This window comes from Bradyrhizobium sp. NAS80.1, assembly GCF_001908205.1.
Classification (GTDB): Bacteria; Pseudomonadota; Alphaproteobacteria; order Rhizobiales; family Xanthobacteraceae; genus Bradyrhizobium.
The window spans coordinates 1-26,167 of the sequence record NZ_LGHL01000184.1 but is presented as its reverse complement, the minus strand read 5'-3'; the positions used below and the strand labels follow the sequence as shown (position 1 = coordinate 26,167).

Annotated in this window: 25 protein-coding genes and 2 pseudogenes; 7 read left to right on the top strand and 20 right to left on the bottom strand. The window is 63.9% G+C overall.

Annotated features, from left to right (window positions below):
- From AC629_RS34485 to dmeF, 3 genes are all read right to left on the bottom strand, one after another.
- Positions 1-434, bottom strand: a 434-nt coding sequence (locus tag AC629_RS34485) for a DMT family transporter (protein WP_143199656.1), incomplete at its 3' end; no start/stop codon positions are given.
- Positions 435-516: 82 nt separating this feature from the next.
- Positions 517-1,356, bottom strand: coding sequence for an N-acyl homoserine lactonase family protein (locus tag AC629_RS34480; RefSeq protein ID WP_084809239.1), 840 nt, complete (start codon positions 1,354-1,356; stop codon positions 517-519).
- Between the two features lie 88 nt (positions 1,357-1,444).
- Positions 1,445-2,431: a CDF family Co(II)/Ni(II) efflux transporter DmeF gene (gene dmeF, locus AC629_RS34475; RefSeq protein ID WP_084809238.1), complete on the bottom strand. Its 987-nt coding sequence runs from the start codon at positions 2,429-2,431 to the stop codon at positions 1,445-1,447.
- Positions 2,432-2,630: 199 nt separating this feature from the next.
- On the opposite strand from dmeF, the gene AC629_RS34470 reads away from it, so the two are divergent.
- On the top strand, positions 2,631-3,449 hold the full coding sequence (locus tag AC629_RS34470) for a chromate resistance protein ChrB domain-containing protein (protein ID WP_084809237.1): 819 nt from the start codon (positions 2,631-2,633) through the stop codon (positions 3,447-3,449).
- Entirely contained in the window at positions 3,449-4,834 is a 1,386-nt protein-coding gene (gene chrA, locus AC629_RS34465) for a chromate efflux transporter (RefSeq protein WP_084809236.1), read from the top strand. Before AC629_RS34470 ends, chrA begins: the two co-directional genes overlap by 1 nt.
- Before the next feature lie 133 nt (positions 4,835-4,967).
- Here the strand turns inward: chrA and AC629_RS34460 are convergent, their stop codons facing one another.
- Positions 4,968-5,183 carry a dodecin family protein gene (locus AC629_RS34460; protein ID WP_084809235.1) on the bottom strand — a complete coding sequence of 72 codons (216 nt, stop codon included), beginning with the start codon at positions 5,181-5,183 and terminating at the stop codon, positions 4,968-4,970.
- A 197-nt stretch (positions 5,184-5,380) separates the two neighbouring features.
- Here AC629_RS34460 and AC629_RS34450 point away from each other — a divergent pair, with 197 nt between their 5' ends.
- Positions 5,381-6,190, top strand: coding sequence for a hypothetical protein (locus AC629_RS34450; RefSeq protein WP_143199655.1), 810 nt, complete (start codon positions 5,381-5,383; stop codon positions 6,188-6,190).
- Positions 6,191-6,315: 125 nt separating this feature from the next.
- Here the strand turns inward: AC629_RS34450 and AC629_RS34445 are convergent.
- Positions 6,316-6,761: pseudogene (locus tag AC629_RS34445) on the bottom strand (DUF2938 domain-containing protein).
- A 129-nt stretch (positions 6,762-6,890) separates the two neighbouring features.
- On the opposite strand from AC629_RS34445, the gene AC629_RS34440 reads away from it, so the two are divergent.
- Positions 6,891-7,550 (top strand): ArsR/SmtB family transcription factor, encoded by a 660-nt coding sequence (locus tag AC629_RS34440; RefSeq protein WP_084809232.1) that lies wholly within the window; start codon positions 6,891-6,893, stop codon positions 7,548-7,550.
- A 213-nt stretch (positions 7,551-7,763) separates the two neighbouring features.
- Here the strand turns inward: AC629_RS34440 and parC are convergent, their stop codons facing one another.
- The 11 genes from parC to rpoZ form a co-directional block, all read right to left on the bottom strand.
- Positions 7,764-10,022, bottom strand: a complete 2,259-nt coding sequence (parC, locus tag AC629_RS34435; RefSeq protein ID WP_084809231.1) for a DNA topoisomerase IV subunit A — start codon at positions 10,020-10,022, stop codon at positions 7,764-7,766.
- Between the two features lie 63 nt (positions 10,023-10,085).
- Positions 10,086-10,373 (bottom strand): hypothetical protein, encoded by a 288-nt coding sequence (locus AC629_RS34430; RefSeq protein ID WP_084809230.1) that lies wholly within the window; start codon positions 10,371-10,373, stop codon positions 10,086-10,088.
- A 102-nt stretch (positions 10,374-10,475) separates the two neighbouring features.
- Positions 10,476-11,228 carry a DNA repair protein RecO gene (gene recO, locus AC629_RS34425; protein ID WP_084809229.1) on the bottom strand — a complete coding sequence of 251 codons (753 nt, stop codon included), beginning with the start codon at positions 11,226-11,228 and terminating at the stop codon, positions 10,476-10,478.
- Between the two features lie 133 nt (positions 11,229-11,361).
- The gene (locus tag AC629_RS34420) at positions 11,362-11,742 is read right to left on the bottom strand and encodes a hypothetical protein (RefSeq protein ID WP_084809228.1); all 381 of its coding nucleotides are present in this window, start codon (positions 11,740-11,742) and stop codon (positions 11,362-11,364) included.
- Positions 11,743-11,763: 21 nt separating this feature from the next.
- A complete protein-coding gene (gene era / locus AC629_RS34415) occupies positions 11,764-12,690 on the bottom strand; it encodes a GTPase Era (RefSeq protein ID WP_084809227.1) in 927 nt (308 codons plus the stop codon).
- Positions 12,680-13,501, bottom strand: coding sequence for a ribonuclease III (gene rnc, locus AC629_RS34410; RefSeq protein WP_084809226.1), 822 nt, complete (start codon positions 13,499-13,501; stop codon positions 12,680-12,682). The genes era and rnc overlap by 11 nt, the downstream gene beginning before the upstream one ends.
- Positions 13,498-14,262 carry a signal peptidase I gene (gene lepB / locus AC629_RS34405; protein WP_084809225.1) on the bottom strand — a complete coding sequence of 255 codons (765 nt, stop codon included), beginning with the start codon at positions 14,260-14,262 and terminating at the stop codon, positions 13,498-13,500. The genes rnc and lepB overlap by 4 nt, the downstream gene beginning before the upstream one ends.
- 250 nt (positions 14,263-14,512) lie before the next feature.
- A complete protein-coding gene (gene acpS, locus AC629_RS34400; RefSeq protein WP_084809224.1) occupies positions 14,513-14,932 on the bottom strand; it encodes a holo-ACP synthase in 420 nt (139 codons plus the stop codon).
- The gene (locus tag AC629_RS34395; protein WP_084809223.1) at positions 14,929-15,681 is read right to left on the bottom strand and encodes a pyridoxine 5'-phosphate synthase; all 753 of its coding nucleotides are present in this window, start codon (positions 15,679-15,681) and stop codon (positions 14,929-14,931) included. The genes acpS and AC629_RS34395 overlap by 4 nt, the downstream gene beginning before the upstream one ends.
- A 110-nt stretch (positions 15,682-15,791) precedes the next feature.
- Entirely contained in the window at positions 15,792-18,077 is a 2,286-nt protein-coding gene (locus tag AC629_RS34390) for a RelA/SpoT family protein (protein WP_084809222.1), read from the bottom strand.
- A gap of 208 nt (positions 18,078-18,285) precedes the next feature.
- Positions 18,286-18,678, bottom strand: a complete 393-nt coding sequence (gene rpoZ, locus AC629_RS34385) for a DNA-directed RNA polymerase subunit omega (protein WP_027522935.1) — start codon at positions 18,676-18,678, stop codon at positions 18,286-18,288.
- Between the two features lie 328 nt (positions 18,679-19,006).
- Here rpoZ and AC629_RS34380 point away from each other — a divergent pair, with 328 nt between their 5' ends.
- Together AC629_RS34380 and AC629_RS34375 are read left to right on the top strand one after the other, a co-directional pair.
- A complete protein-coding gene (locus tag AC629_RS34380; protein WP_084809221.1) occupies positions 19,007-19,651 on the top strand; it encodes a LabA-like NYN domain-containing protein in 645 nt (214 codons plus the stop codon).
- Positions 19,632-20,306 (top strand): uracil-DNA glycosylase, encoded by a 675-nt coding sequence (locus AC629_RS34375; RefSeq protein ID WP_084809220.1) that lies wholly within the window; start codon positions 19,632-19,634, stop codon positions 20,304-20,306. The genes AC629_RS34380 and AC629_RS34375 overlap by 20 nt, the downstream gene beginning before the upstream one ends.
- Before the next feature lie 59 nt (positions 20,307-20,365).
- Here AC629_RS34375 and AC629_RS34370 read toward each other — a convergent pair whose 3' ends face one another.
- From AC629_RS34370 to dapA, 4 genes are all read right to left on the bottom strand, one after another.
- Positions 20,366-20,947, bottom strand: a complete 582-nt coding sequence (locus AC629_RS34370; RefSeq protein WP_084809219.1) for a peroxiredoxin — start codon at positions 20,945-20,947, stop codon at positions 20,366-20,368.
- Between the two features lie 4 nt (positions 20,948-20,951).
- A complete protein-coding gene (smpB, locus tag AC629_RS34365; protein WP_084809218.1) occupies positions 20,952-21,425 on the bottom strand; it encodes an SsrA-binding protein SmpB in 474 nt (157 codons plus the stop codon).
- A gap of 73 nt (positions 21,426-21,498) precedes the next feature.
- Positions 21,499-21,915, bottom strand: a complete 417-nt coding sequence (gene mscL, locus AC629_RS34360; RefSeq protein WP_084809240.1) for a large conductance mechanosensitive channel protein MscL — start codon at positions 21,913-21,915, stop codon at positions 21,499-21,501.
- A 53-nt stretch (positions 21,916-21,968) separates the two neighbouring features.
- The gene (gene dapA / locus AC629_RS34355; protein WP_084809217.1) at positions 21,969-22,859 is read right to left on the bottom strand and encodes a 4-hydroxy-tetrahydrodipicolinate synthase; all 891 of its coding nucleotides are present in this window, start codon (positions 22,857-22,859) and stop codon (positions 21,969-21,971) included.
- A gap of 280 nt (positions 22,860-23,139) precedes the next feature.
- Between dapA and AC629_RS34350 the strand changes: the two are divergent.
- Positions 23,140-25,540, top strand: a pseudogene (locus AC629_RS34350) (lytic transglycosylase domain-containing protein).
- The last annotated feature ends 627 nt before the right edge of the window (positions 25,541-26,167 follow it).

Below are 26,167 nucleotides of genomic sequence, written 5' to 3'. Positions count from 1 at the left end.
GGGCTCTGCGCGAGGCCCGCGGCCAGCGCCGCCGCAACGCCGAGCACGGCGACACTGACACCGGTGATCTTGCGCGCGGTCAGACGCTCCACGCCGAGGAGCGCGCCGACCACCATGGTGTGGAGCGGCAGCGTCGCCAGTGCGAGACTGGCACGCGCGGCCGTCGTGTAGGACACCGCGATGTTGTAGAGGATGAAGAACAAGCCGAAGAAGCAGATTCCGAGCAGCGCCACGGCCGGCCAGTCAGACCGCTGCGGCCAGCGTACGCCGGGCATCAGTGCGCACGGCAACAAACAGAGAAAGCCGATCCCCCAGCGCAGGATCGCCAGCAGGATGGGATCGGCGCCACCGACGAGATAGCGGGTAACGGCTGCCGCTGTCCCGCCGAGGCTGCTCGACGCCAGCGCGATCGCAACCCCGGTCCACTCGCCCACGATCGTCTCCTGTCGCGGAGCTTTTCGCGGGCCCTAGCACCTGGCTGCTGCCACCGTCATGGCAGCAGCTTCGGCGCGCGCGTCAGTCGTAAAACTCCGGCGACATCTTTTGGCTGTCGCGCTGGGCCTTGTCGTGGTTGATCCAGAGCTGCGCCTTCTCCTTGGCGAGCGTGTCGGCGATCTTCTGCATCGAGGCCGCGCTCTGGTCCTTGTTGGTATTCATGCTGGGGACACGGCGGTTGTCCCAATTGTCCCTGAAGTGGACGGCGTCGCCGGACAGCACCACCGCGCCGGTCTTCGGCAGTTTCACCAGCAGCGACTGGTGTCCCGGCGTGTGGCCGGGCGTTGAAAGGATGGTCACGCTGCCGTCGCCGAACAGGTCCTTGTCGCCGGACAGCAATTCAACGGGATGCGAGGGCTTGAATCGCGGCTCGTTGTTGGCGCCGGGCCAGTCATATTCGGCCTTCTGCACATAGAGCGTAGCCTGCGGAAACAGCTCAACATTGCCGATGTGGTCGGGATGCGTGTGCGAGACGGCCATCGCCTTGATGTCCGCAGGCTTGACGCCGAGCTGTTCGAGCTGGGCCGCGAGCGTCTTTGGCCGGCGCCAGGTGACAGCCTTGGGGTCGGCCGGCGCAAGGCCGTTAGGCATGGCGGCAACCGCATCGGCGATGCCGGTGTCCCACAGGAACCAGTCCCTAGCGTGCTCGATGAGATAGCAGGTGTCGACGAAGTCCATCGTCTTGCCCTCGTTCAAGCCCGGCGTCCAGCGCGAGATATCGCCGGCGGTGCCCTCCCCGCAATTGAGGACGTAGAGCTTTTCGACGCCGGTCTTTTCCGACTGCGCGACGGCCGTCTGGGTGGACAGAGCGAGCGCGGCGACGGCGAGAGCAAACTTGATCCTCATGATCTTGGGCATCATCCTTGGTCCCTCCTTGCAGCGCCTTGCGCGGGCTGCGACCGAGGATCAACCCCGGCCGCGCCGCAGAATTCCGTCGTCGCCAGTCATATCAATGCGGACACGTCTCGACCTCGACCGTGACGTGGCTCAGCCCCTTCAGGCCGGCGAGCCGCCGCTTGTAGACGGCCGGCTGTTGCGGCGTATCCGAGACAACCGAGAGCATCACGGCACAATGGCCGGGACCGACCCGCCAGAGATGCAGGTCAGTGACCCGGTCGTCGCCGACCTCCATCCGCGCGCGGACGGTGCGCTCGAGCTTCTCGTCAGCGCGCACGTCGAGCAGCACCGCGCCTGACGTCTTGATCAGGCCGAACGCCCAGCTTGCGATCACGGCGCTGCCGATCAGGCCCACGGCCGGGTCGGCCCAGGCCCATCCGGAATACATCGCGACCACGAGCGCGCCAATCGCCAGCACCGAGGTCGCGGCATCCGCTATGACATGAACATAGGCCGCGCGGAGATTGTTGTCGCGATCGTGGTGGTGATGGCCGCGATGATCGTGGTCGTGGTCATGATCGTCGTGGTCATCATGCGCATGGCTGTGGCCATGATCGTGGCCGTGATGATGGTGATGATCATGGCTGTCGCGCAGCAGCCACGCGCTGACGAGATTGACGCAGAGACCCAGCGCGGCGACCGCGATGGCGTCGACATAGACGATCGGCACCGGCGTCATCAGCCGGAGCACGCTCTCATAGGCAATCTGGACTGCGATCAGGCCGAGGATGATCGCGCTGGAGAAGGCGGCGAGATCGCCGAACTTGCCGGTGCCGAAAGTGAAATGCGAATTCCCCAGGTGCCGGCGTGCGAAGCGGTACGCGAACGCCGCAATGCCGAGCGCCGTCGCATGCGTGCCCATGTGCCAGCCGTCGGCGAGCAGCGCCATCGAGCCGAACAGCGAGCCGGCGACGATCTCGCCGACCATCATCACCAGCGTCAGCACGACCACGAACCAGGTGCGCCGCTCGTTCTCGTCGTGCCGCTCGCCCAGGAACGCATGATCGTGCGTCCATTGCTCGATGGAATGGGAATGCATCCGACCAGATCTCCAAGAGTAGACTTCAGCGCGAATATAGGCCCTGACAGCATTCCTTACTAACGCTCATTGCCGGCAAAAACCGGCGATTGACAGCCTTGCTTAGTTTCGCTGTAATTGGCGCATGGGGATTGAGCGATCTCCCCACGAGGCGACATGCCCAAGTATCGCGTCCCGTTCGTTTTTGCGAGGACGCATCATGTCAACATTCACGACCATATCATCTGACAAATTGGTACGGCTAATCGGCACGGCGAACGCCCCTGCCCTGATCGACGTGCGGACCGAGGAGGATTTTGCCGCCGATCGTCGGCTGATCCCAGGCTCGATCAGGCTCAACCCTGACGATGTCCCCGACTGGGGCGCCGCGTTCGCCGGCCGCTCCGCCATCGTCTCCTGCCTGCGTGGCGAAAAGCTCGCTCAGGGCACCGCGGCCTGGCTCCGCCAGCTCGGCGTCCACGCCGAGACGCTCGATGGCGGCTTCGAGGGCTGGAAGGCGGCAAAGCTGCCGCTGCTCGACACGCGCAAGCTGCCGCCGCGCGACGCCAAGGGACGCACCATCTGGGTGACGCGGGCGCGGCCGAAGGTCGATCGCATCGCCTGCCCCTGGCTGATCCGCCGCTTCGTCGATCCAAACGCGGTGTTCCTGTATGTGGCGCCGTCCGAGGTGGTCGCCGTCGGCGAGCGGTTTGGCGCGGCGCCCTTCGACATCGAGAACGTGTTCTGGAGCCATCGCGGCGAACTCTGCACCTTCGACGTGATGATCGAGGAGTTCGGCATTGCCACGCCGCCGCTGCTCCGGCTCGCGACGCTGGTGCGCGGCGCCGACACCGCGCGGCCGGACCTCGCACCGGAGGCTTCCGGCCTGCTCGCAGCCTCTCTCGGGCTATCGCGGATGTACGATAACGACCTCGAACAACTCGAGGCCGGCATGCTCCTCTACGACGCCTTCTACCGCTGGTGTCGCGACGCCACCGGCGAGACCCACAACTGGCCGACCAACAAGGCGAAGGCGTGATGGACACTCGCAGCCTTCAGGCGGGAGCTGATGCCGGTCACGGCATCAGCTTCGGTGAAGCCTTCCGCGTCTGGCTCCGCGTCGCCTGCCTGAGCTTTGGCGGGCCCGCGGGCCAGATCGCGGTGATGCACCGCATCCTGGTCGAGGAGAAGAACTGGATCTCCGAAGGCCGCTTCCTGCATGCGCTGAACTACTGCATGCTGCTGCCGGGACCGGAGGCCCAGCAGCTCGCGACCTATGTCGGCTGGCTGCTGCATCGCACCGCCGGCGGGCTGATGGCGGGCGGGCTGTTCATCCTGCCCGGCATCATCGCCATCATGGGCTTGAGCTACATCTACGCCGCCTTCGGCAATGTCAGCTTCGTCGAGGCGTTGTTCTTCGGGCTCAAGGCCGCCGTTCTCGCCATCGTCGTCGAGGCCGTGGTGCGCGTCGGCAAGCGCGCGCTGAAGAACCGCATCATGATCGCGCTCGCCGCGATCGCCTTCGTTGCGATCTTCTTCTTTGCCGTTCCCTTCCCCGTTATCATCATCGTCGCCGGCATCATCGGCTATGCCGGCGCGAGATCCGGCCGTCCGGAATTCGCACCGGCCGGTCACGGCCATGGCGGCAACACTGCCGTGATCGACAGCATGCTCGGCGAAGCGGTTCCCGAGCATGTGCGTCCCGACACCGCGCGCGCGATCCGCGTCGGAGCGCTCTGGCTTGCGCTCTGGCTCGCGCCGGTGATCGCGCTGCTCTTGGTCCTCGGGCAAGCCAACGTCTTCAGCCAGATCGCGCTGTTCTTCTCAAAGATGGCACTTGTCACTTTCGGCGGCGCCTATGCGGTGCTGGCTTACGTCGCCCAGCAGGCGGTCGAGCATTATCACTGGCTCGAGCCGCACGAGATGCTCGATGGCCTCGGCATGGCCGAGACCACACCGGGCCCGCTGATCATGGTGCTCCAGTTCGTGGGCTTCATGGCGGCCTACCGCGACGCCAGCGGACTTTCGCCGATGCTCGCGGCGACCCTCGGCGGACTGCTCGCAACCTGGGTCACCTTCACGCCCTGCTTCCTCTGGATCTTCGTCGGTGCCCCCTATATCGAGCGGCTGCGCGGCAACACGGGACTCGCCGGCGCGCTCGGCGCGATTACGGCTGCCGTCGTCGGCGTGATCCTCAACCTCTCGATCTGGTTCGCGCTGCATTTGCTGTTCCGCGAGACCGTGCCGATGCACGCCTTCCCGCTGGACTTCGACATGCCGGTGCTGAGGAGCGTCGACATCCCCGCGCTCGTGCTGTCGATCGCGGCCGCAACCGCGATCTTCCGCTTCAAGCTGGGCATGCTCACGGTGCTGGCGGGCAGCTGCGCGGCAGGCATCGCGCTGCGGCTCCTCGGCGTAATCTAGGGCCGTTTTCAAAGAGAAATGGATACCGGCGAGCATCTAGAATACGCTTCAAAACAATAATTGAGAGCCCCGTTCCGATTCCCGGGGAACAGAACCCGACCTCGCCCCGCAAGCGGGGCGAGGTCTCGTCAACTCAGGTGCCCTCGAATTTGAACGACACGTTCAGCTTGGCGCGGAAGGCCTCCACCTTGCCCTTGGCGTCCAGTTGCATGTCGAGTTTGACGATCTCGGCAACGCGAAGATCCCGAAGAGACTTCCCCGCCTGCTCGACCGCATTGGCGGCGGCCTTCTCCCAGGAATCGCTGCTGGTGCCGACCAGCTCGATGACCTTGTAGACGCTCTCGGACATGCTCGTCCTCCTGTTCGTGGTGAAGCAGGAAGCAGGTGCTCCCTGCTGGCGGAGAGCCTAGCATCCGACGCCATTCAGGCAAGAACCAGGAGTTGAGGTCGGAGACTGATGACCTTCGAGTTGATCCAGCCAGTCCTGGACTCCTCGGGCTCGAAGAAAGTCGATAAAATGGGCGTCGATCGAGCGGAGTCCGAATTGTGGGATCGCTTCCGGATCAGAGCACCGACTCGCGCCGACGGCCGATCGTGGTTCTGTTGCTTCTGAGCCTCGTCGTGACAGCTTGCCTTGGCGGCGTCATGTACCTCGTCGGCGATCTGGCGAAATTTCAAGCCGTCGTTTCCGAGAGGGAAGCCCGGACTGCGCTGCGCGACGCGACTGATCCTGAACGGCTGGATCATGCCCTCAAGCGATATCCCTCCAATAAATTCCTCACGATGGTCGCGCTCGCCAGGAACGACGCAGTTGAAATTGATGCGGCCGCTCAGAGGCTACTCAGTGAGGCCGAGCCAAGGGCCCTTCCGAAGCTCAGTGATTTAAGCACCTCCAGCCTCAGTGACCTTGAGGCCCTTCGTCGCGATCTCAAGACCGCGGAAGGCAACGCCCAAACCTCAGAGGCCCGTTACGTTGCGCTGATCAAGACCGCACGAGACAAGACGGAAACGGACGTTCGGTCCCTGAACGTCGGGGACGACCGAGTCTCCGGCTTCATGTCGATGATCGACGAACAGCATACAGCATGGATTGAGCTTACGTCCAAGACACTGGCCTCACACGCGGAATATGACAGCGCCTACGAAAAATGCGTCGCCCTTCTGGTCCGCGACTTCGGGACATACAAGGTGACAAACGGTCAATTCGTCTTTCCCTTTCAGTCCTCAGCGAACGTTCTAAATCGCGCCGCAACGGCGATGGCCGCTGCGGCAAAGCGCATCTCCGAACTCGATGACGAAAGGACGAGGCTGAGGCAGTCACGGCTGAGCAGATGGAAGGCCTTCGTCGAGGATTAAGAGCGACGGAATCCCCGCGACAGGCCTTCGTTTGCAACCCGATCACCTTGCCGAACTTGTTCGACTTCGGAATCCTTTCGGAGGCAGGTAGAGCTCGTTCATGGTCGCGGAGAGTCGGTGGCGTCCTATGATTGCGAAACCGGCATGAGTTGCGAGAACAGGACGCCCGAGAGGTAGAGTCCGACCGCAAAGGAGGTGTGAGCAACAAGGCTGCGAAACCGCGAGAGCCAAGGCTGCGGCGTGCGGGAAGCGGCTACGCCCGCCCCAAGACCAGGCTGGAGGATGAAGAAGGGTGCAACGATGCTGGCAATGCCAACAATCAAGGCAGGCAGGAGCGTCGGGTATCGAAGCCACTCCGGCCAGGCGAAAATGAGGATCCCTGCGAAGGCGATGCCGATCACATAGTGAGCCACCCACCCGAGAGCGGTCTCGCCTTGCACGACCGCTGCCTTGCCGATGCCCTCATGTATGAAGCGGCCTTGGGAAAATGGCCGATCCATCGGCCGACGAGACGATAGTCGAGAGACGTGACGCCGAAAAGCCGCTTCTGGAATATCGCCCATCCATCCATGGCGGCTGTCGCACCGATCCCGACGACGACTGCTCCCAGGATGCTCGTCATCAACTCACTGTTCATCCTAAGCATCTACTATCAATCAATCATTTGCTTGAATGATTATTTGATGGTAGCGATCTGTCAATGACTAAAGCGGACCCTCATACGCTGCTATTCACAGACCTCGCCGAGATCGCGCGCACGCTCGGTCATGCGCACCGCCTCATGCTCCTGGAGCACATCGCGCAGGGCGAGCGGCCGGTGGAAAGGCTTGCCGAACTCACGGACCTGACCGTTGCCAACACATCCCAGCATCTTCAGCATCTGCGCCGGGCGGGATTCGTAGAGACTCGCCGCGACGGCAAACGGGTCCTCTATCGCCTCGGCAACGGACCAATCGAGGCGGTGCTGACATCGTTGCGCGGCTATGCCGAACACATGCGGGCCGAAATCCGTCAACTGATTGCCGATCCAATCAACGCCGATGGCAGGCATGATTCCATCTCGCGAGATGAACTGCTCGAGCGCCTGCTTACGGGCGGGATCACCTTGCTCGACGTGCGTTCAACGGAAGAATATGCCTTCGGACATCTGCCGGGTGCGCTCAACATCCCGGCCGACGAGTTGGAGCGACGGTTATCGGAGCTTCCGCGCGGACGGGAAGTTGTCGCTTATTGCCGAGGGCCATATTGCGTATTGTCCACGACCGCTGCGGCCTTGCTGGAAGCCAAGGGCTTCCGCGTGCGGCGTCTTGCCGCCGGGTTCCCCGATTGGAAGGCGGCCGGCCTTACAGTCGAGGCCTAAGCTCCGACGTCGCCGGCCGCTGATGCAGCTCAGGCACGGCGCCGTCACGGAGTGTCGCCGCTCATGAATGCCGGCAAACGAAAAGGCCCGACGCGTGCCTGCCGGGCCTCTGCTCCTGTTCCGGTGAAGGCGTCCTAAACCTCAACAGTCAGCAAATGTCTGTCCCGGTCAAAACCTGCCCGGCCATGACGATGCAGCAATAGCCCGCGGCCCCTACCCGATCACCTTGCCGAACTTGTTCGACTTCGGGAATCCCTTCGGAGGCAGGCGGCCGGCGTCGGCGCGGGTGCCTTGCCACTCGGCGAGCTCCTTCATGGTCGTCGAGAATTCGCGCCCCGCAGAATCCTTCCAGGTCAGGCCGGTCTTGGCGTCGAACACGGCAACGTCGGAGAGGCCGCCGTCCTTGTACTTCTGCAGGCGTACGCCGCGGCCGCGGGCCATTTCCGGCACCTGGTCGAGCGGGAAGACCAGCATCTTGCGGTTCTCGCCGATAACCGCGACCGTGTCGCCGAGCACCTCGGTGATCGCGCGCGCCTCGTTCGGCATGTCGACGTTGAGGATCTGCTTGCCCTTCTTGGTGGTGCCGACGCAATCGTCCTCATTGACGATGAAGCCCTGGCCCTCGTGGCTCGCAACCAGGAATTTGCGACCGCCCTTGTTGACGAACAGCGCGACGGGCGCGGCCTCCTGCTCGAGATCGATGAACAGACGGATCGGCTCGCCGTGGCCGCGGCCACCCGGCAGCTTCGCCACATCGAGCGAATAGAATTTGCCGTTGGTGGCGAACAGCAGGAGTTTCGAGGTCGTCTCCGCGAAGAAGGCGAAACCGAGCTTGTCGTCCTGCTTGAAGGCAAGGCCCGAGAGATCCTCGACATGCCCCTTCATGGTGCGGATCCAGCCCTTGTCGGAGACGACGACCGTAACCGGCTCGCGCTCGACGAAGGCTTCCTCGATCGCGGCGAGATCGTGCTCGGGCGCATCCGCAAACGTGGTGCGGCGCTTGCCGAGCGGCGTCTTCGGCCCGAACATGTCGCGGACCTTGCCGACCTGCTCGCCGACCTTCTTCCACTGCTCGGCCTCGGAGGCGAGCAGGCCTTCGATACCCTTCAGCTCCTTGCGGAGATCCCTGTCTTCATTGCGGATCTCCATTTCCTCGAGCCTGCGCAAGTTGCGCAGACGCATGTTGAGGATGGCCTCCGCCTGGATCTCGGTGAGCTTGAACGCCTTGATCAACGCAGGCTTCGGCTCGTCCTCGGTGCGGATGATCTTGATCACCTTGTCGAGGTTCAGATAGGCGACCAGATGGCCGCCGAGGACTTCCAGCCGGTGCTCGATCTGCCCCTTGCGGAAGTTGGAGCGTCGGATCAGCACGTCGCGCAGATGGTCGAGCCATTCGCGCAAGGCTTCGGCGAGCCCCACCACCTTGGGGACGCGGCCCTTGATCAGGACGTTCAGGTTCAGCGGAATCTTGCTTTCGAGCTCGGTCAGCCGGAACAGCGATTCCATCATCAGGGCGGGATCGACGTTCTTCGACTTCGGCTCGATGACGAGACGAACGTCTTCGGCGGATTCGTCGCGGACCTCGCCGACCAGCGGCAGCTTCTTCTGGTCGAGCAGCTCGGCGATCTTCTCGACCAGCCGCGACTTCTGCACCAGCCACGGGATCTCGGTGACGACGACAACCCAGGTGCCGCGAGCGCCCTCTTCCTGCTGCCACTTGGCGCGCACCCGGAACGAGCCGCGACCGGTTGTGTAGGCTTCCGCGATCGCCTGCTTGGAATCGACGCAGATGCCGCCGGTCGGGAAATCCGGTCCCTTGACCCATTTCAGCAGGGCCTTGGACTTCGCATCAGGCTTCTCGATCAGATGCAGCGCCGCGTCGCAGAGCTCGGCGGCGTTGTGCGGCGGGATCGAGGTCGCCATGCCGACCGCGATGCCCTGCGCGCCGTTGGCGAGCAGGTTCGGGAAGCCGCCGGGCAGCACGACCGGCTCTTTCGACTGGCCGTCGTAGTTGGGCCGAAATTCGACGCCGTCCTCGTCGATGCCTTCGAGCAGAAGCCGCGCGACGTCGGTCATGCGCGCTTCGGTGTAGCGGTAGGCGGCGGGATTATCGCCGTCGATATTGCCAAAGTTGCCCTGGCCATCGACCAGCGGGTAGCGCGAGGAGAAATCCTGCGCGAGGCGCACCATGGCGTCGTAGATCGCCTGGTCGCCATGCGGATGGAACGAGCCCATCACGTCGCCGACGATCTTGGCGGACTTCTTGAAGGCCGTGCCGGGGTCCAGCCTGAGCAGGCGCATGCCATAAAGGATGCGCCGGTGCACCGGCTTCAGACCGTCGCGCGCATCGGGCAGCGCGCGGTGCATGATGGTGGAGAGCGCATAGGCGAGATAGCGCTCTTCCAGCGCGTCCCGCAGCGGCACCTCGTGAATTTCAGCCGGCTCCTGCGGCGGAATCAATCGTTTTCCCATGCCGCCCGGTTAAACCGTGGAAGCGAATCGGGCAAGGATCGATTGGTTTCCTCGGGCCGCGGCCTACTGGCCTGCCCAGCCGGCTGTCACAGTCTGGGTTTTGGCCTGGCCAGGCGTTTGGGCGGGTGCCGGCGCATTGGTCACACAGCGGCGGGCGGCCTCGATTTCGGCCTCCGTCGCACCATGGGACCGCGCCCATGTCTCTGCTGCCGCAGCGGAATATTTCGCCACATAGTACCGGACGACGGTGCAGGACGCACGGTGGAAGACGCCGGGTTGCGGCTCTCCGGCCATTGCAGCAGGCACAAGCGCCAGCAGCGCCGCGGACACGGCAAATCCTCTGATCAACATTTAGGCTTTCCCCGTTGTGGAACCCAGCCCGGCAAACTCAGACGGCCAGATTTCGTTCCGGGGAAGAAACTTGTCCTCAGGCAAGGCAGAGGCGCCCTAAGCTCATGGCGCCGGGAGCGGCGCCTTGGCTTGCTGCCGCATCAGGGCGTTGATGAAGCCGGCGCGCGCATCGGAATGGCCCTGCCCGCGCGGCTCCAGCACATGGCGCAGCAAGAACAGGCCGGTCAGCCGAAAACCGTCCTGGAGATCCTGCTCGGTGAGGTCGCTCGCGGCCTCGCCATGACGCAGGAACGGCGGCAGCCGCAAAAGCCGGTCGCGCCACGGCTCGCCGGCGGTGCGGGACACCGCTCCGCCGGATTTCGGCGACACGTAGATCAGGTCCGTGGTTTCCCCGGTCACCGCGCAATTCTCCAGCGCCAGCCCGAAGCCGAGCTCGGCGAGCATCGCCAGCTCGAAATGGATCAGGTGCACGGCGGCGCCGCCGATGTCGTCGAAATCGTCGAGCGAATGTTCGAGCAGCGCAAAGATCTCTTCGTGCGGATCGCGTTCGGGAAGGAGCCGCGCAATCGAGGCGAGATGAGTGACGCCGTAGACGCCATGGGACGATCCCAACAGGGTCGCGGCGCGCAGCTTCAGCCCTTCGATCGCATAGGTGCCGAGATGCTCATCGAGCCGTGCCCGCCACACCGCGCTGACGCTGTTGCCGGGCTGCAGCAGCGGCCGCATCCGCGAGCTGGCACCGCCGCGCACGAGGCCCAGATGCCGACCGTGCGCGCGCGTCAACAGCTCGACGATGGCGCTGCTCTCGCCATGCCGCCGCACGCCCAGCACGATGCCCTCGTCGGTCCATTCCATGGGGTGAAGTCTAGCGGATTCCAGCCTTCAATCGTAGGGCGGATTAGCCGAAGGCGTAATCCGCCGATCGCGCGTGCACACTTAAATGGTGGATTACGCTTTGCTAATCCACCCTACGGCACCGCGCGAAAATTCATGCGTCGAACCAGCCCTGCGCGTCCCCGGTGAAGGAGAAATACAGCCCCATCGTCGTCAGCACGCAGGAGACGATCTCGATGGCGCTGTCGAGTTCCATGCCCTTCTCGCCGATGATCTGACCGAGCGAGATCACCGACAGCACGAGTGCTGCCGCCAGCACCCAGCGCGGCCAGTTCTTGCGCCAACGCGCGGCGAGCCAGACGAAATAGACCAGCAGCACGATCATCGCGCCGGCGAGCAGCGTCGCCATCATGATCATCTGCTCGGTCATCTCGGCGTTGGGCGTGCGGTCCTGGACCGCGACCGACAAGGCATCCAGCATCAGCGATGCATAAAGCAGCGCTTCGAAGCGCCGGACGTTGCTGGGCACGCTCATCGGATACCGATCTTATCTTGGTTATTCTTTGGGGAAGTCCAGGCCCATCTCGCGATAGCGATCGGGGTCGTCGCCCCAGTTCTCGCGCACCTTGACGAACAGGAACAGATGCACCGGCACATCCAGGATCTGCATTAGCTCCTTGCGCGAGTCCGCGCCGATCGACTTGATGGTGGCGCCGCCCTTGCCAAGCACGATCTTGCGCTGGCTCTCGCGCTCGACGAAGATCGTCTGCTCGATGCGCACCGACTTGTCCTTGCGCTCCTCCCATTTGTCGGTCTCGACAGTGGACTGGTAGGGCAGTTCCTGGTGCAGCTTCTGATAGATCTTTTCGCGCGTGATCTCGGCAGCCAGCTGCCGCATCGGCGCGTCCGACATCTGGTCCTCGGGATAGAGGAATGGGCCCGGCGGCACCATCTCGGCAAGCGTTGTGCGGATGTCGTCGACGCCGTCGCCCGAGATCGCCGAGATCATGAAGGTCCTCGCGAACGGCATGCGCTCATTGGCAGCCTGCGCCAGCGCCAACAGCTTCTCGCGCTGGACCAGGTCGACCTTGTTGATCACCAGGATCTTCTCGTGATTGACGCTGGCGGCCTTGGCGAGGATCGCCTCCGCCTCTTCATCAATCCCGGTCTTGGCATCTAACAGCACGCAGACAAGGTCGGCGTCATGCGCCCCGCTCCAGGCCGTCGAGACCATGGCGCGATCGAGCCGGCGCTTGGGCAGGAAGATGCCAGGCGTATCGACCAGGATGATCTGCGCATTGTTCTCGATGACGATGCCGCGGATCAGCGCGCGCGTGGTCTGCACCTTGCGCGAGACGATCGTGACCTTGGCCCCGACCAGCGCATTGACCAGCGTGGACTTGCCGACATTCGGAGCGCCGATCAGCGCAACGAAGCCGCAGCGCGTCGCGGCAGGCGCCTCTGCGCTTGCTTCAGCCATCATTGCTGCCGCCAACACCTTCGCGTTCAATCATCACAGAAGCCGCCACCTTCTCCGCCGCTCGCTTGCTGCCGCCGACGCCTTCCGCCGGTGCCAGTCCCGGCAGGTCCACCGCAACGCGGAATTGCGGATCGTGGTGCGGGCCGGTGCGCTCGACCTCGCGATAGACCGGCGTCGGAAGTCCCTTCCCCTGCGCCCATTCCTGGAGCACGGTCTTGGGATCGCGCAAGGGACGCCGCGGCTTGTGCATGCGCTCGGTCCAGTTGCGCTTGACGAATTCGGCCGCGGCCGCATGGCCGCCGTCGAGGAAGATGGCGCCGATCACGGCCTCGCAGATGTCGCCGAGCACGCTCTTGCGCAGGCGGGCGTCCGCGCTGGGGCCAACCGAACCGAGCTTGACGTCGTCGAGCAGACCGAGCGACTTGGCGACGTCGGCGCAGCTTTCCTTGCGCACGAGTTCGGCAAGCCGCTTGGACAGCTCGCCCTCATCGGCATTCGGGAAGGCATGATAGAGCATGTCGGAGACGACGAGCCCGAGCACGTGGTCGCCAAGGAATTCCAGCCGCTGATAGCTGTCACCGCGCTTGCGCCCGGACTTCAGCGCGGAGACATGCGTGATCGCCTGCATCAGCAGGTTCGGATCGGCAAAGCCGTGCCCAATACGCGCCTCGAGTGCAGCATTCGCATCCGCCGCCTTGGCCTTGCTGCCCCTCGCCCGCTTCTTCTTCGCAGGCGTCTTGGAAGCAGCTTGGCCGTCAGGGGCCGCTTGCGCCTCGATCGGTTGGGTCGCGATGTCCTTGGCTTCGTCTTTCATCGGACGATTTTGAAGAAGCGATTCCAGCGTACCGCCCACGGCCAGCGCCAGAACATCCAGGCATGCTCGCCTTCGGCGATGGAGAAGAAAATCATTTGCGCACGGCCGATCAGGTTCTCCTTCGGCACGTAGCCGACCTGGCCGAGGAAGCGGCTGTCGGTGGAGTTGTCGCGGTTGTCGCCCATCATGAAGAAGTGGCCAGACGGCACAGTGTAGACATTGGTGTTGTCCATGTAGCCGTTGTCGGCGCAATCCAGCGTCTCATAGGACACACCGTTCGGCAGCGTCTCCTTCCAGCGTTTCACCCGGGAGATACCGCCGCCTTCGGAGCCGCAGGGGTCCTCGCCGACATACTCGCTCATGCGCTGCCGCTCGACCGGGGTGTCGTTGATGTAGAGCAGCCCATCCTTCATCTGGATGCGGTCGCCGGGAAGCCCGATCACGCGCTTGATGTAGTCGGTGGAGTCATCCTTCGGAAGGCGGAACACGACGATGTCGCCGCGGTTCGGATCCGAGCCCCAGATCCGGCCCGAGAACAGCGGCGGCGAGAACGGGATCGAGTAGTGGCTGTAGCCGTAGGAATATTTCGAGACGAAGAGATAGTCGCCGACCAGCAGCGTCGCCTTCATCGAGCCGGACGGGATGTTGAAAGGCTGAAACAGGAAGGTGCGGATCACCAGCGCGATCAGGAGAGCGTGGATCACGACCCGGATCGTTTCGCCGACGCCGCTCTCAGTTTTCGTTCCCGAAGTCACGCTCATTGCTCTCTCAATTCCGGCCGGCGATCACAGAACGCCCTCCTTCCCGCGAACAGCCCATCGGTTCGCGGCCCAAGGAGATTGTCCTGATTCTGATAGTGAGGGCCAATTCCGGCGTAAAGCCGAATTCGCCCAGCCTGATTTGCGTCCGCGGACTTTTAGACGGTTGTCGCAGGCCACGCAATCAAGGATCGCATCAAAACTATATAAGATGTTGATTTCTAATACGAATTATAAAATGACCGCCCAGCGGTCAGGGCTTGGCCTGCGGGACGGCGGAAATGATGACGAACGCCTGCGCCAGCGGCCAGTCATCGGTGATCGACAGGTCGATCCGCGCCTCGAACCCCTCCGGCGTCAGGGCCTGGAGCCGGGCCAGGGCGCCGCCGGTCAGTTGCATGGTCGGCCGCCCGCCCGGCAGGTTGACCACCCCCATGTCGCGCCACCAGACACCCCGCCGGATGCCGGTGCCGAGCGCCTTGGAGCAGGCTTCCTTGGCGGCAAAGCGCTTGGCAAAGGTCGCCACCACCATCTTCTCGTTCCTGGCCCGCCGCTCCGCCTTGGCCCGCTCGGCCGCGGTGAAGATGCGATCGAGGAAACGCTCGCCGTGGCGCTCGATCACCTTGCCGACGCGGGTAATGTCGATCAGGTCGGAACCGATGCCGATGATCATGCCCGGCTCCGGCCGCGATCCATCGCCGCGCGCATGCTGCGCACCGTCTCGGCGAGCCCGACGAACACCGCTTCGCCGATCATGTAGTAGCCGATGTTCAGCTCCATGATCTCCGGCAGGGCTGCGATCGTCTCTGCGGTCGCATAGTCGAGCCCGTGTCCGGCATGGACCTCGAGCCCCACGGCCTTCGCCAGCTTCGCCCCCGCCACGATCCGCTGCCATTCGGCTTCGGCCTTTTCGGTGTGGCCGTCGACGACGGCATCGCACCAGGCGCCGGTGTGGATCTCGATTACCGGCGCGCGCAGCCGTGCCGCCATCTCGATCTGCGCGGGATCGGCGGCGATGAACAGCGAGACCCGGATGCCGGCATCGTTCAGCCGCGCGATATAGGGCGCGAGCGCATTGTGCTGGCCGACCACGTCGAGCCCGCCTTCGGTCGTCACCTCCTGCCGGCGCTCAGGCACCAGGCACACCGCATGTGGCTTGGTGGCGAGCGAGATCCGCATCATGTCGTCGGTCGCCGCCATCTCGAAATTCAGCGGCTTGGAGATCTCGGCCTTCAGCCGCGCCATGTCCTCGTCGCGGATGTGCCGGCGATCCTCACGCAAATGCGCGGTGATGCCGTCGGCGCCGGCCTCGATCGCAAGCAGCGCCGCGCGCACCGGATCGGGATTGCGGCCCCCGCGCGCATTACGCAGGGTCGCGACATGGTCGACATTGACGCCAAGGCGAAGCGGAAGAGCAGGCATTGCAAAACTCACGAAGTGACATTTCTCAACTCGTCATGCGCGGGCTCGACCCGCGCATCCATCTTCTTTGAAGAGATGGGTTGCCGGGTCAAGCCCGGCAACGACGTGCTTCATCCATTAACACGCTCGACGCGGGCAACGACCGCTTTCGCGCGTAACTGGGCCAGGATCGCGCTCAAATGCTTCAGGTCGTAGACCTCGAGATCGATCGTCGTTTCCGTGAAGTCCGGTGAGCGGCGCTGCATGCTGATATTGTCGATATTGCCGTCATGCTCGGCGATCACGGTCGCGATCTGCGCGAGCGCGCCGGGCTCGTTGACGTTCTCGACCCTGATGCGGGCCGGGAAGCGCTGCGGCGCGGAGTCCTCGATGTCCCAGCGGACGTCGAGCCAGCGCTCCGGCTCTTCCTCGAAATCCTTCAGGGCCGGCGACTGGATCGGATAGATCGTGATCCCCTCGCCCGGCGTGACGATGCCGACGATGCGGTCGCCGGGCACGGCGCCGCCGTTCGGTGCGAACTTCACCGGAAGGTCGGAGTTGATCCCGCGGATCGGGATTGCGACCGGGCTGCGCGGCGGCTCCGACGATTTCTCCTTGAGCTTGGCGGCGAGCCCCTTCTTGACGCCGTAGCGCGCGACGCGCTCCTCCTTGTAGTCGGGGTACATCGCACGCGCGACGTGGGAGGCCTTGATCTCGCCGCGGCCGACCGCCGCCATGACATCCTCGATCGAGGTGCGGGCGAGCCGCGGCAGTGCACCCTTGAGCTTGTCGTCGGCGTATTCGATCTTGGCGCGCTCGAACAGGCGCTCCACGATGCGCCGGCCGAGACCGACATACTGATCGCGCACGGCGGTGCGGGTGGCACGGCGGATCGCGGCGCGCGCCTTGCCGGTGACCGCGAGCGTTTCCCAGGCTGACGGCGGCGCCGATTGCGCTTCCGAGGTCAGGACCTCGACCTCATCGCCGTTCTGGAGTTCCGACGACAGCGGCGCGAACTTGCCGTTGATCTTGCAGCCCACCGCGCTGTTGCCGACGTCGGTATGCACGGCATAGGCAAAGTCGATCACGTTGGCATGGCGCGGCAGCGCGATCAGCTTGCCTTTCGGGGTGAAGCAGAACACCTGGTCGTGGAACAACTCGAGCTTGGTATGCTCGAGGAACTCCTCGGGGTTAGCGCTTTCCGACAGGATGCCGATGGTGTGGCGCAGCCAGGCGAACGCGTTGGACTCGCGCTTGAGGAACTCGGTCGGCGAGCCCACGCCTTCCTTGTAGAAGACGTGCGCGGCAATGCCGCGCTCGGCGATCTGGTCCATCGCCTCGGTGCGGATCTGGAGCTCGACGCGCTGGTTGCCCGGGCCGATCACGGTGGTGTGAATCGAGCGATAGTCGTTCTGCTTCGGCGTCGAGATGTAGTCCTTGAAGCGCCCCGGCACGACCGGCCAGGTGGTGTGGACGATACCGAGCGCGCGATAGCAGGACTCGATGTCGTTGACGACGACGCGGAAGCCGAAGATGTCGGACAATTGCTCGAAGCCGATCGACTTGCGCTCCATCTTGGTCCAGATCGAGAACGGCTTCTTGCGGCGGCCATAGACCCGTGCGCCCAGGCCCCGGTGGCGCAGATTGTTGGAGAGCTGATCCTCGATCTCGCCGATCAAATTGCGGTTGCGCTCGGCGAGCGCGTCGAGCCGCTGCATCACCACCGAATAGGCTTCGAGATCGAGCGTGCGGAAGGACAGGTCCTCCAGCTCCTCGCGCATTTCCTGCATGCCCATGCGCCCCGCCAGCGGCGCGTAGATGTCGAGGGTCTCCTCGGCAATGCGCCTGCGCGATTCCGTCGGCACGAATTCCAGCGTCCGCATGTTGTGCAGGCGGTCGGCGAGCTTGACCAGGAGAACGCGGACATCGTCGGCAATGGCCAGCAACAGCTTGCGCAGGTTCTCGGCCTGCTTGGCCTCCCGCGACACCAGCTCCAGCCGCTTCAGCTTTGTCAGGCCCTCGACCAGCGCGCCGATCTCCGGTCCGAAGATCTGGTCTATCTCGGCCCGCGTCGCCTCGGTGTCCTCGATCGTGTCGTGCAGCAGCGCCGCCACGATGGTGGCATCGTCGAGCTTCAGGTCGGTGAGAATCGCCGCGACTTCGAGCGGGTGCGAGAAATAGGGATCGCCCGAAGCGCGGGTCTGCGAGCCGTGCGCCTTCATGGCGTAAACGTAGGCGCGGTTCAGCAGGTCTTCGTTGGTGTTGGGATTGTAGGACCTGACGCGCTCGACGAGGTCATATTGACGCATCATGCGCGCGCGCGGCTTCGTCGGACGAGCCACCGGCGCAGTCGGGGCCACGGCAACCGATTCGGTTGCGGCCAGCATCTGCGTTGATCTCCGGCGCCGATACACCATGCCATTCCTGCCTTCAAACGGAGCAGGAGACGCCCCGTTGTATACACCTTAGCTCCGATCGCGCGCGTGTCCGATCAATTCAGTGACAGGGCGCGGCGCGAACCGCCAACGCTATGGTAACCACGAAAACGCCAACAAAAGCAAAGGCCCGAACACGGGTTCGGGCCTTTGATAAGATCACAAGAATTCGACGATCGCGATAGGACGATTACTCGTCCTCCTCGGGCTGCTCTTCCGGCGGCGCGAGGCCTTCGAGGCCCTTCAGGAGCTCCTCTTCGGTCATGCGCTCAACGGCAACTTCGGTATCGTCCGCATCGACGCTCGCGCCGGCGGAACCGATCAGCGGCACCGTATCCGGCTCGGGCTCGTCGACCTCGACGAACTTCTGGAGCGAGTGCACCAGCTCCTCGCGAAGGTCCTCCGGCGAGATGGTCTGGTCGGCAATTTCGCGCAACGACACAACAGGGTTCTTGTCGTTATCACGGTCAACCGTTAGTTGTGAACCGGACGAGATCATGCGGGCGCGGTGCGCAGCCAACAGGACTAAGTCAAACCGGTTGTCGACCTTGTCGATACAATCTTCTACGGTGACGCGAGCCATGGACTGTCGCTCCGTTGCAGGTGGGACGAAATATGTGGATGATCGGGGCTAATTATAGGTGGCGGGGCGGTTTCGCAAGGCCAATTTGTAATTTGGCCTCGCCAAACGGCTCTGCTACCCCCACATTGGGGCCAGGTCGAGTGGTTTTCCGGGCTGTCGGACGGGATAGTGCCGGGTGTATCCAAGACCGCCATAACTATACCTTGATTGCCCCGACTTCTCCGGATTTGCGGTTTCGACGGGTTTAGGCAGCGCTTAGAACTGCGCGGCTTGCTGCCGCCGCGCCAACAATAAACGATCAATCACGAACACTACGCGAGCAAACTGAATGTCACCTTCTCCCACCAACAAGATCGCGCTCTTCATCGATGGGGCTAATCTCTACGCGACGGCGAAAACCCTCGGCTTCGACATCGATTACAAGCGCCTACTGAAGGAATTTCAGAGCCGCGGGACGCTGTTGAGAGCGTTCTACTACACCGCCATCATCGAGGATCAGGAATACTCTTCGATCCGTCCGCTGATCGACTGGCTGGACTACAACGGCTACACCGTCGTTACCAAGGCGACCAAGGAATTCATCGACGCCTCCGGCCGCCGCAAGGTCAAGGGCAACATGGACATCGAGCTTGCCGTCGACGCCATGGAACTCGCCGAGCACATCGACCAGATGGTGCTGTTCTCGGGTGACGGCGACTTCCGCTCCCTGGTTGAGGCCGTCCAGCGCCGCGGCGTGCGCGTCACCGTGGTCTCCACGATCGCCAGCCAGCCGCCGATGATCGCCGATGAGCTGCGCCGCCAGGCCGACGTCTTCACGGACCTCGTCGAGCTGCAATCCAAGCTCGGCCGCGATCCGTCCGAACGCCCCGCCCCGCGTGACCGCAGCGAGCGCGAGGGACGCCACCACGCCCCGCAATTCCTCCAGCGCGCGACCACGATGGCGCCGAGGGGCGATGACGACTTCGAGGAGTGAGGCGGCCCGGTCGAACCGCCAGCCTCTCACCGTCGTCCCCGACCGTGACTGCCCGCTCTGCCCGCGACTGCTTGCTTTTCGTCAGGCGAACCGCACGCGCGAGCCGTCCTGGCACAATGCGCCGGTTCCACCTTTTGGTGACATCAAGGCGCGCCTGCTAATCGTCGGCCTCGCGCCGGGGATGCAGGGCGCCAACCGCACCGGCCGGCCGTTCACAGGCGACTACGCTGGCGACCTGCTCTACGCCACGCTGCTCGAATATGGATTCGCCAGGGGGAGCTACCAGGCGCGTCCTGACGACGGCCTGAAGCTGATCGACTGCCGGATCGCCAATGCCGTGCATTGCGTGCCGCCGCAGAACAAGCCGCTGCCGGTCGAGATCAACACCTGCCGCCAGTTCCTCGCGGCGAATCTCGCGACGATGCCAAACCTGCGCGCGATCGTCGCGCTCGGGCGGATTGCGCACGACACCGTGCTCAAGCCGCTGAACCTGAAGGGCTCGCAGGCGCCCTTCGGCCACGGCGCCGTGCATCAGGCCGGCGCGCTCAGGCTCTACGACAGCTATCACTGCTCCCGCTACAACACGAACACCGGCGTGCTGACGCCGGAGATGTTCCGGTCCGTGTTTGCAAAGGTGAAGGCGGATCTCGATTAGAGCGTTTTCGAGCGAAGTGGATCCCGGTTCGCGTCAAGAAAACGCGTCAAAATAAGAAGTCAGCGCTTGGCGGGATTGGCCTTCAGCCAGTCCAGGACATCGCCGGCGTTCCGGTCGGGCGGAAACACCGGGTAGAACACGTGCGTGATCGCCGCATCGTCAATAACCAGCGCGAGGCGCTTGATCAGCGTCAGGCCGGCGACTTCCATGGTCGGCAAATCGAGGGCGCGGGCAAGCTCCAGCTTCTCATCCGAAAGCACCGGAAACGGCAGATGCAGCCGTGACGCCATCTCGGTCTGATACTCATTGCTCTGGGTCGAAAGCCCGAACACCTGCGCAGCACCTGCAGCCTTCAGCTCGGCAAACAGATCGCGGAACGCGCAAGTCTGCGGCGTGCAACCGCGCGCGCCCGGGATCATGTCCCAGTCGTCGACCAGCCCGATCTTGCCCGGCTCGCCGGTGCGCGGATAGGCGAACACAACAGTACGACCGGGCAGCGCCGACAGCGTCACCGCCGTATCGTCAGTTGCAAGCAAGCTGATCGGCGGCAGCGTCACACCCTTCAGGTGCGCCGCGCCACCGTCATCGGCGGGTGCAGGAATCTGGCTCCAATCGACCTCGAGCAGGTTTTTCTGGGACATCCAGCTATCCCCTCGCCCGCATCAGCCGGCCCTTCTCACGGCTCCAGTCCCGCTTCTTCTCGGACTCACGCTTGTCGTGCAGCTTCTTGCCCTTTGCAATCGCGAGCTGCAATTTGGCACGGCCGCGCTCGTTGAAGTAAAGCTTGAGCGGGATCAGCGTCATGCCCTCGCGGTCGACCGCGCCCATCAGCTTGTTGATCTGCCGGCGATGGAGAAGCAGCTTTCGCGGCCGTTTGGGCTCGTGGTTGAAGCGGTTGCCCTGGAGATATTCGGGAATGGTGGCGTTGATCAGCCAGATCTCGCCGTCCTTCGAGTCGGCATAGGACTCCGCGATCGTGCTCTTGCCGTTGCGGATCGACTTGACCTCGGTGCCGGTCAGCGCAATGCCGGCCTCGATCGTATCCTCGATGGCGTAGTTGAAGCGGGCCTTGCGATTTTCCGCCATGACCTTGATAGGACGTTCGTTCTTATCGGCCATCACAGTCAAACCTGGCAGACATACCTGATCGAGTTGCGTTTGAGACGCTAACAGTTTGGATGAAGCGCGCGCGTCAAGACTTCTTGAGGAGATCGCGGATCTCGGTCAGCAGTTCGACCTCAGCCGACGGCTTCGGCGGAGCGGCGGGGGCCGCCTCGCCCTTGCGCTTCAGCGTGTTCATGGCGCGGATCACCAGGAACAGCACGAAGGCAATGATGATGAAGTTGATCGTCAGCGTAAGGAAGCTGCCCCAAGCAAGTACGGCGCCCTGCTTTTTCGCATCAGCTAAATTGGTGGCGGTGACCGCCTTCGACAAGGGAGTGAAGTAGTTCGAGAAGTCGAGGCCGCCGGTGGCAGCGCCGATGATCGGCATGATCACATCGCCGACCAGCGAGTTGACGATGGCGCCGAAGGCCGCACCGATGATGACGCCGACCGCAAGGTCGACGACATTGCCCTTCATGGCGAACTCGCGGAACTCCTTGAGCATCCGCGCACCCTTCTCTTCGACCCCCATGAACGGTTCCCCGATTGGCTAGCGCATCAGTTGATGAGGCCAGCATGAACCATGGCGCTGCGGACCGCAACGCGCGTCGGCTCGGAGACCGGAACCATCGGCAGCCGCAACGTCTCGTCCATCTTGCCGAGCAGCGACATCGCGTACTTGATCGGCGCCGGATTGCTCTCGATGAAGAGGTTGTTGTGCAGCGGCATCAGCTTGTCGTGCAGCTTCAGCGCGGTGGCGTGGTCGCCCTTCTGCCAGGCGACGTGGAACTCCGAGCACAGGCGCGGCGCGACGTTTGAGGTCACCGAGATGCAGCCGTGGCCACCATGGGCCATGTAGCCGAGGATGGTCGCGTCCTCGCCGGAGAGCTGGTTGAAATCCTCGCCCATCGCCGCGCGCTGCTGCGAGACACGGACCATGCTGGCGGTGGCGTCCTTGACGCCGGCGATGTTCTTCAGCTCCCACAGCCGCTTCATGGTGTCGACCGACATGTCGATCACCGACCGCGGCGGGATGTTGTAGATGATGATCGGAATCCCGATCGCATCGTTGATCGCCTTGAAGTGCTGGTACATCCCTTCCTGGGTCGGCTTGTTGTAGTAAGGCGTCACGACCAGCACGGCGTCCGCGCCCGCCTTCTCGGCGTGCTGGGCGAGTTCGATCGCCTCCTTGGTCGAGTTGGAGCCGGCGCCTGCGACGACGGGCACGCGGCCTTTGGCCTCGCCGATGCACCATTCGACGACCTTCTTGTGCTCGTCATGGCTGAGCGTCGGGCTCTCGCCGGTGGTGCCGACCGGGACCAGCCCGTTGGTGCCTTCCGAAATCTGCCAGTTGACCAGCGAGCGGAACGCCGCCTCGTCGAGCGCGCCGTTCTTGAACGGCGTGACCAAGGCGGTGAACGACCCCCGGAATTTCGTCTTGGCTGCCATGGACTTCCTCCGTACGCGGCGATCTTGAGAGCAAGCCCCATTCATACCGGGTCTGTCCCGCCGGTAAAAGAGCCGCAGCCGAGTGACGCACCGTTTAGGCCGCGATTTTGCCGCGGTGGTGGTGCAAACCCGCCGAAAGTAAGCGGCTGTTGGTATTTTTTCCGCATATTCAATCAAATACAGCCAAGTCTTGAGCCATTTGACTGATTCGGGGCAGCGAAACGCCGTGACCTCCTTTTCTCGTGCCGCATGGCGATCCGCTGGTCTGGTCATGTGCCTGATGGCAGGGCTGTCGGTCGGCTGCGCCGCCTTGGCCAAGTCTAATGAGACGACCGAGGACGGTGCCAAGGCAACCGCGAAACCAGCCGCCAAGGACACCGCGAAGGGGCCTGCCAAAGGACCGGCCAAGGAAACAGCCAAGCAAACTGCCAAGGGAACCGGTAAGGAAACAGCGAAGGGCACGGGCAAGGGAGCGGCTAGCGCCCCGGCCAAGGATGCCGCGAAGAAACCTGGCAAGGATGCTGGCAAGAACACCGGCAAGGACGCCGCTAAGGACAAGCCCAAACCAGCGGCAGCGGCCTCTGCGCCGAAATCACAGCCGACCGCCAACGGTTCGTCCCCCAAGACTGCACCCGCCCCTGCCGCGACAGCCACCGTCAGACCAAGCGCCCCCGCCGCCGCCAGACCGGCCCGCAGCTCCCGTGCTTGCTCCGGCGACCCGCCAGCACGCCGCACCGCGCAAGCCGATCACGCCGGCCGCGGTCGCCGCGACCTCGTCAACCTCGCAAGCCGACAAGGACACGCTGGAGAGCGTCATCGAGCTCGTGCGCAAGCGCAAGCCGGGCGACGCCACCAATGAAGCAGCCGCGATCTCGGATCCCGTTGCGCGAAAGCTCGCGGAGTGGATCATCCTGCGCAGCGAGGACAATGGCGCAAACGTCGAGCGCTACCGCGCCTTCCTCTCCGCCAATCCGAGCTGGCCGTCGCAAACATTCCTGCGCCGACGCCTGGAAGCGGCGATGTGGGACGACAGGCGCGACGATTCAGTTGCGTGGTCGTGGTTCGAGAACGAATCCCCTGTTTCCGCCAAGGGCCGCTTCGCGCTCGCCAAGGCGATGCTGGCGCGCGGCGACCGCGCCAATGCCGAGCGGCTGGTGCGCGAGGCCTGGCGCAGCGATCCGATGTCGGAGGACACCGAGAACAACGCGCTCGACCAATTCGGTGCGCTGCTTGCGCCGGGCGACCAGAAGGCGCGAATGGACACGCTGCTCTATGGCAGCGAGCACGAGGCGGCGCTCCGCGCCGCAAAACGTCTCGGCGCCGGCTATGTCGCGCTCGCCAAGGCCCGCATCGCCTCCTTCAGGAAGGCGCCGAACACGCGCGCGCTGCTGGAGGCGGTGCCGCGCGAGCTGCACAACGATCCCGGCTTCATCTTCAGCAAGATCCAGCTGCTGCGCCGCGAGGAGAAGTTTGCCGAAGCCGCCCAGCTCATGCTGTCGGCGCCGAAGGATCCGAACCGGCTCTACAATCTCGACGAATGGTGGATCGAGCGGCGCCTGCTGGCGCGCAAGATGATCGACACCGAAGAATTCCGCAGCGCCTATCTGATCGCGCGCGATGCGGCCCTGCCCTCGCGCGACATCTACAAGACCGAGCAGGAATTCACCGCGGGCTGGATCGCACTGCGCTTCCTGGGCGATCCCGCGGCGGCCGCCCAGCATTTTGCCCGCATCGGTGTCGGTAGCGTCAATCCGACCACGCTGGCGCGCGCCGGTTATTGGCAGGGCCGCGCCGCGGAAGCCGCGGGCCGCCAGCAGGAGGCGCGCAACGCCTTTGCGCGCGCAGCCGAGCAATCGACCAGCTATTACGGCCAGCTCGCGCGCGCCAAGCTCGGCCTGCCGCAGATCGAGCTCAACAGCCAGCCGCGCGGCCGCGGCGCCGAACGGCTCGAGATCGTGCGCGCCGCGCAATTGCTCTACGAGCTCGACGAGCGCGAGATGGCTGTGCCTGTTCTCGCCGACATGGGCGAGAACGGCGATCCCGAAGCCCTCACCGGCCTCGGCGAATTGACCCAGCGCTACAGCGATGCTCGCGGCATGCTGCTGGTCGGCAAGGCCGCGCTCAATCGCGGCCTGCCATTCGATTTCTACGCCTATCCCGTCAACGGCATTCCGCATTTCACGCAGATTGGCCCCGAGGTCGAGCGCAGCATCGTCTACGCCATCGCGCGGCAGGAAAGTGCGTTCAATCCCTCCGTGGTCTCGCCGGCGCAGGCCTACGGGCTGATGCAGGTGACGCCGGACGCTGCGCGCTATGTCTGCAAGCGGCACGGCGCGACTTACGACCTGGGGCGGCTGAAGAACGATTCGTCCTACAACGCCACGCTCGGCGCCGCCGAACTCGGCGGTCTGCTCGAGGACTATCGCGGCTCCTACATCATGACCTTTGCGGCCTATAATGCCGGCCGAGGCAGCGTGAAGAAATGGATCGATCGCTACGGCGACCCACGCGACCCGAAGGTCGATGCGGTCGACTGGGTCGAGCTGATTCCGTTCTCCGAGACGCGCAACTACGTACAGCGGATCATGGAGAACCTTCAGGTCTACCGCGCCCGTTTCGGCGGCGGCACGCGGTTGCAGATCGAGGCTGACCTGCGCCGCGGCGCCGGAAGCGTGGAATAAGGCGCCTTCTCTCGAGCCGAAGCATGTCCCCCTCAATCATCCGACATCCCTAGATCGAGCGAGACGCTCCATACCCGCTCTGTTACCGTGCGTTTCGGGACAGGCATTTGCCGTCCCGGGTAACAAAAGGGAGGAAAGCTATGAAGATAGTGGCAATGTCTGCTCTAACTCTTGCTGCCTTGTCGATTGTGCCAGCAAGCGCCGCCCCCGTTCAGGCAGCAGCCAAAACAGGCAGCGCCCCCTATGTCGGATGCTCGCTATCCGGCGCCGCGGTCCAGAACTGCAGAAACGTCCTGAACTTCAAAACTTTCTACGAGTGCCGAAGCAACAGGATGGAGAGAGGTTGGACAGACATTGAAAGCTCCTATTACTGCCGGGCCCTGGACCTGAAATAAGGACGGTTGCTGTTTAGAACGAAAGAGGCCACCTCGCTTGGTGGCCTCTTTTTCGTATCGGGAACTGCAACCAAGTCCATCGCCGCGACCGTTGCACGCCCCCTTAGCCGCCAATCGGGATAGGGGGGCGTCTCGCGACGCCGCCCCTCCCACACCACCGGACATACGGGTCCGTATCCGGCGGTTCAGCGGATTATGCGGGCCGCGGTGCCGCGACGGAAGCCAAGCCGAG

Coding starts and splice junctions, on each gene's coding strand:
- AC629_RS34480 (WP_084809239.1), bottom strand. CDS start 1,356: ATGATGCCCAAGATCATGAGGATCAAGTTTGCTCTCGCCGTCGCCGCG.
- dmeF (WP_084809238.1), bottom strand. CDS start 2,431: ATGCATTCCCATTCCATCGAGCAATGGACGCACGATCATGCGTTCCTG.
- AC629_RS34470 (WP_084809237.1), top strand. CDS start 2,631: ATGTCAACATTCACGACCATATCATCTGACAAATTGGTACGGCTAATC.
- chrA (WP_084809236.1), top strand. CDS start 3,449: ATGGACACTCGCAGCCTTCAGGCGGGAGCTGATGCCGGTCACGGCATC.
- AC629_RS34460 (WP_084809235.1), bottom strand. CDS start 5,183: ATGTCCGAGAGCGTCTACAAGGTCATCGAGCTGGTCGGCACCAGCAGC.
- AC629_RS34440 (WP_084809232.1), top strand. CDS start 6,891: ATGACTAAAGCGGACCCTCATACGCTGCTATTCACAGACCTCGCCGAG.
- parC (WP_084809231.1), bottom strand. CDS start 10,022: ATGGGAAAACGATTGATTCCGCCGCAGGAGCCGGCTGAAATTCACGAG.
- AC629_RS34430 (WP_084809230.1), bottom strand. CDS start 10,373: ATGTTGATCAGAGGATTTGCCGTGTCCGCGGCGCTGCTGGCGCTTGTG.
- recO (WP_084809229.1), bottom strand. CDS start 11,228: ATGGAATGGACCGACGAGGGCATCGTGCTGGGCGTGCGGCGGCATGGC.
- AC629_RS34420 (WP_084809228.1), bottom strand. CDS start 11,742: ATGAGCGTGCCCAGCAACGTCCGGCGCTTCGAAGCGCTGCTTTATGCA.
- era (WP_084809227.1), bottom strand. CDS start 12,690: ATGATGGCTGAAGCAAGCGCAGAGGCGCCTGCCGCGACGCGCTGCGGC.
- rnc (WP_084809226.1), bottom strand. CDS start 13,501: ATGAAAGACGAAGCCAAGGACATCGCGACCCAACCGATCGAGGCGCAA.
- lepB (WP_084809225.1), bottom strand. CDS start 14,262: ATGAGCGTGACTTCGGGAACGAAAACTGAGAGCGGCGTCGGCGAAACG.
- acpS (WP_084809224.1), bottom strand. CDS start 14,932: ATGATCATCGGCATCGGTTCCGACCTGATCGACATTACCCGCGTCGGC.
- AC629_RS34395 (WP_084809223.1), bottom strand. CDS start 15,681: ATGCCTGCTCTTCCGCTTCGCCTTGGCGTCAATGTCGACCATGTCGCG.
- AC629_RS34390 (WP_084809222.1), bottom strand. CDS start 18,077: ATGGTGTATCGGCGCCGGAGATCAACGCAGATGCTGGCCGCAACCGAA.
- rpoZ (WP_027522935.1), bottom strand. CDS start 18,678: ATGGCTCGCGTCACCGTAGAAGATTGTATCGACAAGGTCGACAACCGG.
- AC629_RS34380 (WP_084809221.1), top strand. CDS start 19,007: ATGTCACCTTCTCCCACCAACAAGATCGCGCTCTTCATCGATGGGGCT.
- AC629_RS34375 (WP_084809220.1), top strand. CDS start 19,632: ATGACGACTTCGAGGAGTGAGGCGGCCCGGTCGAACCGCCAGCCTCTC.
- AC629_RS34370 (WP_084809219.1), bottom strand. CDS start 20,947: ATGTCCCAGAAAAACCTGCTCGAGGTCGATTGGAGCCAGATTCCTGCA.
- smpB (WP_084809218.1), bottom strand. CDS start 21,425: ATGGCCGATAAGAACGAACGTCCTATCAAGGTCATGGCGGAAAATCGC.
- mscL (WP_084809240.1), bottom strand. CDS start 21,915: ATGCTCAAGGAGTTCCGCGAGTTCGCCATGAAGGGCAATGTCGTCGAC.
- dapA (WP_084809217.1), bottom strand. CDS start 22,859: ATGGCAGCCAAGACGAAATTCCGGGGGTCGTTCACCGCCTTGGTCACG.